The sequence below is a fragment of the Staphylococcus sp. HMSC070D05 genome, assembly GCF_001815595.1.
GTDB classification, from domain to species: Bacteria; Bacillota; Bacilli; order Staphylococcales; family Staphylococcaceae; genus Staphylococcus; species Staphylococcus hominis.
In genome coordinates this window covers 1-7,616 of record NZ_KV821088.1, presented here as the reverse complement: position 1 = coordinate 7,616, position 7,616 = coordinate 1, and the positions used below count along the sequence as shown (strand labels likewise).

Below are 7,616 nucleotides of genomic sequence, written 5' to 3'. Positions count from 1 at the left end.
TTAAGTTCCCATTTTAAGGGTTCAGTGCCTATTATTATGCTAACCGTTTTTTACTATTTGAGTAGTTTATAAAACTCTTTAAGTGCTAATTGATTATATTCTTGTGCGTTAAATACTTCATATTGAGAGGGTTGTTTTTGAATACACTGTTCTAATGCGACTGTGATATCATCAATATCATGACTCACAAGAGTGCCATATTTACCATTACCGAGTACATAGCGATTTGCTATAATATCTGACGCGATAATATTAACTTTTAAAGTTAATGCTTCAAGTAATACCATTGATTGTCCTTCATAATAAGATGTTAAGCAGAAGACGTCTGCTTGTTTCATGATATAGTATGGATTCTTTCTTTGACCTAATAAAAAGACATATTTTTCTAATTTTAACCTTTTTATTTGTTTTTCTAATTGAACACGGATAGGACCTTCCCCCATAATATATAACTTTGTATGCGGATGACTGACATGTACTTTACTAAATGCATCAATAAGTAAGTCAAAGCCTTTTTCAGGTGATAATCGTCCTGCAGTTACAATTTTGAAATCGTCTTCCTTAAATGGTACTGAACTTATATCGCCATTATTGATGCGTACGAGTACGGATTGGTGTTGTTTTTCAAATTTTTCAGAGTCATCTAATTTTAGTTGATTGATTTTATTCAAATTAATCGTATTTCTAGATGTGACAAATTTTTTATTCAATAATTTATCATTGATCTTCTGTTTATTTTGATTTTTAGAAGCATCTGATACACATACTAATTGATCAAATTGACTATACAGCGAGCGTACACCTTTTAAATTTTGATAATGTATTTTAACACCGTTAACTTTTCTTTCCATATCTGCTTTAATATCACTATGTAAATAAATCAATTTACGTTTTACTTTTGTTGCTAAAATTAAATTAGCCCAAAACATAGAATACCCACTAAAATCAATCGCATAGTCGAATTGGCTATGACCTAATACTTTTCGCATTTCTCTTTCGTATACTTTCTTCGGATATATCAAATGTTCTAACATACTTTTTAATCCTCTCTGTCTTACGAAATCGATACTATACGTTTCTTTCAATTATGCTGCTAATGGAGGTACTCTCAAAATAATTCTAACGTTCTTATTAATACGATTTAAGTTATTTACAACTTCAAGATGTTTACTTTTATTAGTAAACAATGTAATGTCATATTTTTCATAATTGACATTTTCTAATAAATTAATAATAGACGTTGTAATACCATTATTTTTCATACCACCAGGATAAATTAACACTCTTTTCTTAGCACAGCTCTTACGTTTAGGACGTTTACGTTTACCCTCGAATAGTATGTTAATAAGTGTTTCAGTAACAGCTCCATCATCTAGATAGGTATATTGATGTTTAAAATATTGATATTTTTTCTTTACTGAATCATCATCGTATGCTTTTTGCTTAATCACTGTAATCACATCTTCAATATGATGAACGACAGGACCGGGTAAGTCGCGATTAGCAATATACATGCCTCGTGATGATTGATATTCATGCAAATCTGGAGTATAGAAGACAATCGGTTTATTGGTTACTAAATAGTCAAAGAAGATACTTGAATAATCTGTAATCATTAAATCAACTATCGCTAATATTTCATTGGTATCAAAATAATCAGGAATTAAATATGGTTTTAAACTTTTTATTTTAAGCGCGTCTTTATATACATAAGGATGGACTTTGACTAATACTTGATAATCTAGATGATGTTTAAGTTTTTCAACTTCTTCAACGATATGATTTAAACTTGCCTTTGGTGCATTGACATCCTCGCCTCTCCAAGTTGGACAATACAATAAAATACTTTGTTCTTTATTAATATGAAGATAATGATTCAACTCGCTAATAACATCTTTTCGATTTGAATTTAAAGTTAAATCAATTCTAGGATATCCAATTTCCAAAAATTCTCCACCATAAATATGTTCAAGTCTAAAGGCTCGTTTAAAAATCGTCGTCGTATGGTGATTAGGACTAATTAAGTAATCGCTACTTAAAAAGTTTTTAATAATATTTTGAGAACCATAAAGACTATTTTCAATGTCTAATCCCATATATTTTAAAGGTGTCCCATGCCATGTATTGATATACATTTGTTTTGGCTTTTTAATAAAATAGGATGGAAAAGTAGAATTATTAATTAAATACTTACTCTCCGTTAATGCTTTCAAATATTCTCTTGATTCTTTAATAACAAACTCTACATTTTTACAGTGCTTAAATCTTGCTTTATAAAACAACAATGTTTCGTGATGATCTACTACCCATATATGTTTATATTTACGATAACGGGGTTGCTTAATTAAACTTTTAAATATTGCATATGGACTATCTGTGATACTTTTTCCATCTCTCACTTGATATAGTATCTGATATTCCTTAACGTTATTCTTTTTATAATATTTAGCGTAAGTCATTACTTTACTTGTATAAGCAGATTTATTTTTTCTTTGTATTGGCGTAAATAAAAAATTCGATTTACGTCTTAATTGATTTGTAAGACATGTCTTAAGTGTCATATTCATTATCCTTTCTAAGTTGCTTTTATTTCTCTCAAGTTGTTTCATTAAAATGAATTGAACTATTTCAATGATTCACATATAGTCACACACACATTCAGCACTCTACAATTATATCATTTAATTATATTATACAATAAATATTTAATTTCAATACATATTGTTATTGTATATAAAAACCAACCTTTAAGCATAAGTGTTACTGCTTAAAGGTTGGTTACTCTATTATTCAAAATGATTAGGCATATTTATCGTTTCATTTTGGTCAATGGTTCTTATCACTTTTGCTGGCACTCCAGCAGCTAAACTATTCGGTGGAATATCGTTTGTTATAACACTACCTGCTGCAATAACTGAGCCATCACCAATTGAAACACCTGGTGTCACTGTCACACTCGCACCAAACCAAATATTACTTCCTATATGAATAGGTTTTGCCAATTCCCATCCTTTATTACGATCTTGATAATTGAGTGGATGATGTGCTGTATATAGTCCACATGATGGTCCTATAAAAACGTTATCGCCAATCGTAATGCCACCACCATCCATTAAATAACTATTGCTATTGATAAACACGTTTTCTCCAACTTTTATATTCCAACCATAATCTGTGTCAAATGGACTGCTAATTGAAAGTTGTTTCGCTTCATAGCCAAGTAATTCTTTTAAAACCGCTTGTCGTTTTTCTATATCACTAGGTCGTGTATGATTATATTCAAAGCATAAGTCTTTAGCACGCTGTCTGTCCATTCTTAATTCCTTATCAAAGTTTGCATCATACCATTCATGTGCTAACATTTTTTCTTTTTCAGTCATTGTCTTTTCCTCTTTTCTTTCTATAAATATAAAAAGTATTCTCTCCACGCTATACGTAGACAGAATACTTTATTATCTTCATAAGTACTACACACTAAGATGTAATATAGTCACCACCATTAACATGGATAATTTGACCTGTAATATAAGAACTATCTGCATAACTTGCTAAGAACACATAAGCTGGTGCAAGTTCAGCAGGTTGACCACGTCGACCCATTGGTGTATCTCCGCCTTGATTTTCTACCTTATCTTCATCAAATGTTGATGGAATTAATGGAGTATAAATTGGACCTGGCGCTACACCATTAACACGAATTCCTTTTTCCATCAATGATGTTGCAATAGAACGTGTGAACGACACAATAGCACCTTTAGTGGCTGAGTAATCAATAAGGTGACCAGAACCACGATAAGCCGTTACACTTGTTGTATTAACAATTGCATCACCTTTACTTAAATGAGGTACTGCAGCTTGTGTTAAGAAAAACATACCAAAAATATTTGTTTTAAATGTTTCATTGAAATGTTCTGGTTTAATATCTAAAAAGTCTTCATTAGGAAATTGCACGCCGCCATTATTTACTAATATATTAAGACCGCCAAAATCGTTAACAACATTTTCAATAAGTTTTTTTGATTGATCAGCATCTTTTAAATCATGAGAGTATGCTTTTGCTTTAACGCCGATTTCTTTTAAACGATTGATGGTATCTTCAGCATCTTCATGTTCATTATAATAACCAATAGCGACATCAGCGCCTTCTTTGGCGTATAAAATAGCTACTGAACGACCAATACCGGAGTCACCACCAGTAATTAATGCGACTTTTCCTTTTAGTTTACCGTCTGCCTTGTATTCTTCCATTTCAGCAATAGGTCTAGGATTCATATCTTTTTCAGAACCTGGTTGTTTTTCTTGTGTATAACCTTTAATTTTTTTATGAAAATTTAATAAGTCCATACATCTTCACTCCTTCTTTATTTACTTAACCGTTCCCATTTCTTTAATTTTTAAAACAAAATGATTATGCTTACTACTTTTGAATGATACAAAGTCCGTACTAGAGATGCATGAAATTTTAACATAGAGTCTTTATAATATAATTAATCTAAAAAGCGTCTCATATAGAGATAAAGATAAAAAGGAGTGTTACAACATGAAAGGCATTCTAAAGGGTATCATTACCATTCTCATCATTTTAGGGATTGTAAAAACAGTTCAAGATCATGATTTAATGAATGAAGCCAACCAATACTATAATGAAGCTAAAAGTGGTGAACTTGTACGATCTATCACTCATCCTAACTTCAATAATTTTAAAGATTTAGATTTAAGCCATTTTAAACCCTCTGATTTCTTTTAATATGAATAGCTATTATGAATAAGAGAACAATATACTCATTTTATTTAGAGTAACATTGTTCTTTTTTTATTAAGCAAGATCATTGACTAATATACCCTAAGGGGGTATATTGAAGGTGGTAGGAGGTTGAACATATGACTCAAAATCATCAAATCACCTTGAATATCATTGGTATGACATGTGCCGCTTGTTCTAATCGTATTGAAAAACGATTGAATAAAATAGATGGCGTTCATGCTCAAGTGAATCTAGCAACTGAAAAAGCAACCATTGATTATCCTAACGATCAATATGAAGTAAGCGATTTTATTGAAACAATCCAAAAATTAGGATATGACGTTGAAACAGATAAAAGTGAACTAGACGTTATAGGTATGACGTGTGCCGCTTGTTCTAATCGTATTGAAAAAGTATTAAATAAAACAACAGGCGTTAAGCAAGCCACAGTCAATCTAACCACAGAACAAGCAACCATCGATTATTATCCAGGTCAAACTGATATTGATACGCTCATTGGACGAATACAACATCTCGGCTATGATGCTAAACCTAAACAATCAAAAAAAGAACAAGCCTCTCGTAAAGTTCAAGAATTAAAGAGACAACGTAATAAACTCATTATTTCAGCAATATTAGCTTTTCCATTACTTTTAACGATGCTTGTTCATTTATTTAATGTACCGTTACCTGAAATATTTATGAATCCTTGGTTTCAATTTATCTTAGCCACTCCCATTCAATTTATTATAGGATGGCAATTTTATGTTGGCGCATACAAGAATTTACGTAATGGTGGTGCCAATATGGATGTACTTGTAGCACTTGGTACGAGTGCAGCTTATTTCTATAGTATTTACGAAATGAGTAAATGGTTATTAGACTCAAATGCACAGCCCCACCTTTATTTTGAAACCAGTGCTGTTTTAATCACTTTAATTTTATTTGGCAAGTATTTAGAAGCACGTGCAAAATCACAAACAACACATGCTTTAAATCAATTATTAAACTTACAAGCCAAAGAAGCACGTCTCATTAAAGATGATGGAACAGAAACAATGGTTCCGCTTCAAAATGTTCAAGTTGGAGACACATTACTTGTTAAACCAGGAGAAAAAATTCCAGTAGATGCAAAAGTCATTAAAGGGAGCACAACAGTAGATGAATCCATGTTAACTGGAGAATCCATGCCTATAGATAAAACAGTTGATAATGAAGTGATTGGTGCAACACTAAATAAAAATGGTGTCATTACCGTTCAAGCAACAAAAGTAGGTCAAGATACCGCTTTATCTAATATTATTAAAGTAGTTGAAGAAGCCCAAAGTTCAAAGGCACCTATTCAACGCTTAGCAGATATGATTTCTGGCTATTTCGTACCTATTGTTATTGGTATTGCCGTACTCACTTTTATCATATGGATTATTTTCATTCATCCTGGTCAATTTGAAGGTGCTCTCGTTGCCATGATTTCTGTATTAGTGATTGCTTGTCCATGCGCATTAGGACTTGCAACGCCAACTTCTATCATGGTTGGTACAGGACGTGCAGCAGAAGAAGGTATCTTGTTTAAAGGTGGCGAATATGTAGAACGTACTCATCAAATTGATACAGTGGTATTTGATAAAACGGGTACGTTGACACATGGTACACCAGAAGTGACTTACTTTAAAGGTGATGATACTTTATTACAATATGTAGCTTCAGCTGAAAATAATTCTGAACATCCCTTAGCAACCGCGATTGTTAAGTACGCTAAAACAAAACAGCTTACTTTGACAAATATAGAGCACTATGAAACATTACCAGGTCACGGTATTAAAGCTACAATCAATAATAAGACATTATTCATAGGCAACCGATCATTAATGTCAAATCATCATATTGAGACAGCACCTTTATTAGATGAGATTACCCAAATTGAACAAAAAGGACAAACGGTCATGTTGATTGCATATGACCAGATATTACGTGGTTATATCGCTGTAGCAGACACTGTTAAATCTGAAGCCAAAGTTGCGGTTCAAGAACTAAAAGACATGAATTTACGTACGGTAATGATTACAGGTGATAACCACTCTACAGCTCAAGCTATCGCAAATGAAGTTGGTATTGATCATGTTATCGCCAATGTTCTTCCAGAAGATAAAGCTAAACATGTTGCTCATTTTCAAGATAAAGGTGAGAACGTTGCGATGGTTGGCGATGGTATTAATGACGCACCTGCTTTAGTTCAAGCAGATATTGGTATTGCCATGGGGACAGGTACTGAAGTCGCAATTGAAGCAGCTGATATTACTATCTTAGGTGGAGACATTGCCTTAGTTCCTAAAGCGATTCACGCAAGTCATAAAACCATTCGAAATATCAAACAGAATCTTTTCTGGGCGTTCGGTTATAATGCTGCTGGTATTCCTATTGCTGCTATGGGCTTACTCGCTCCATGGATTGCTGGTGCAGCGATGGCATTAAGTTCTGTAAGCGTTGTAACTAATGCATTACGTCTAAAACGAATGAAATTATAAATGAATTTTAAACTTTATACTTTCATAAAAATTTAAAAAGCGTAAAATATGGGTATAGTCATTATGAAGTACTCGGAGGTGACAATCAATGATTAATAAAGTTATTAAAGTAGATGGTATGAGTTGTGACCATTGTAAAAATACAATCGAATCAGCATTAGCTAAAATTAATGGTGTAAGAACTGCTGAAGTAGACCTTGATAAAAACGAAGTTCGTGTAGATTATAATGATGAACTCGTTTCAACGAAAGACTTACATGATACTATTGAAGATCAAGGCTATGATGTTAAAGAATAATAAAAAAGTTGGAGGTCATGGCACTGAACCCTTAAAATGGGAACTTAAT

The 7,616-nt window shown here is 32.4% G+C and carries 5 protein-coding genes and 1 pseudogene; 3 read left to right on the top strand and 3 right to left on the bottom strand.

Annotated features, from left to right (window positions below; translation table 11 throughout):
• Nucleotides 1–53: 53 nt before the first annotated feature.
• The 3 genes and pseudogenes from HMPREF3046_RS00270 to HMPREF3046_RS00260 all read right to left on the bottom strand — a co-directional run bounded on the left by HMPREF3046_RS00270 (nt 54) and on the right by HMPREF3046_RS00260 (nt 4,344).
• Nucleotides 54–2,561 (bottom strand): annotated as a pseudogene (locus HMPREF3046_RS00270) (CDP-glycerol glycerophosphotransferase family protein).
• A gap of 225 nt (nt 2,562–2,786) precedes the next feature.
• Complete coding sequence (locus tag HMPREF3046_RS00265) at nt 2,787–3,380, bottom strand: sugar O-acetyltransferase (RefSeq protein WP_070715463.1); 594 nt, start codon at nt 3,378–3,380, stop codon at nt 2,787–2,789.
• Between the two features lie 94 nt (nt 3,381–3,474).
• A complete protein-coding gene (locus HMPREF3046_RS00260; protein WP_070715461.1) occupies nt 3,475–4,344 on the bottom strand; it encodes an SDR family oxidoreductase in 870 nt (289 codons plus the stop codon).
• Nucleotides 4,345–4,540: 196 nt separating this feature from the next.
• On the opposite strand from HMPREF3046_RS00260, the gene HMPREF3046_RS00255 reads away from it, so the two are divergent.
• The 3 genes from HMPREF3046_RS00255 (at nt 4,541) to copZ (ending at nt 7,567) form a co-directional block, all read left to right on the top strand.
• Entirely contained in the window at nt 4,541–4,747 is a 207-nt protein-coding gene (locus tag HMPREF3046_RS00255; protein ID WP_002454819.1) for a hypothetical protein, read from the top strand.
• 134 nt (nt 4,748–4,881) lie between these two features.
• Nucleotides 4,882–7,269 (top strand): heavy metal translocating P-type ATPase, encoded by a 2,388-nt coding sequence (locus HMPREF3046_RS00250; RefSeq protein ID WP_070715460.1) that lies wholly within the window; start codon nt 4,882–4,884, stop codon nt 7,267–7,269.
• An 88-nt stretch (nt 7,270–7,357) separates the two neighbouring features.
• Nucleotides 7,358–7,567, top strand: coding sequence for a copper chaperone CopZ (gene copZ / locus HMPREF3046_RS00245; RefSeq protein ID WP_002449345.1), 210 nt, complete (start codon nt 7,358–7,360; stop codon nt 7,565–7,567).
• Nucleotides 7,568–7,616 lie beyond the last annotated feature (49 nt).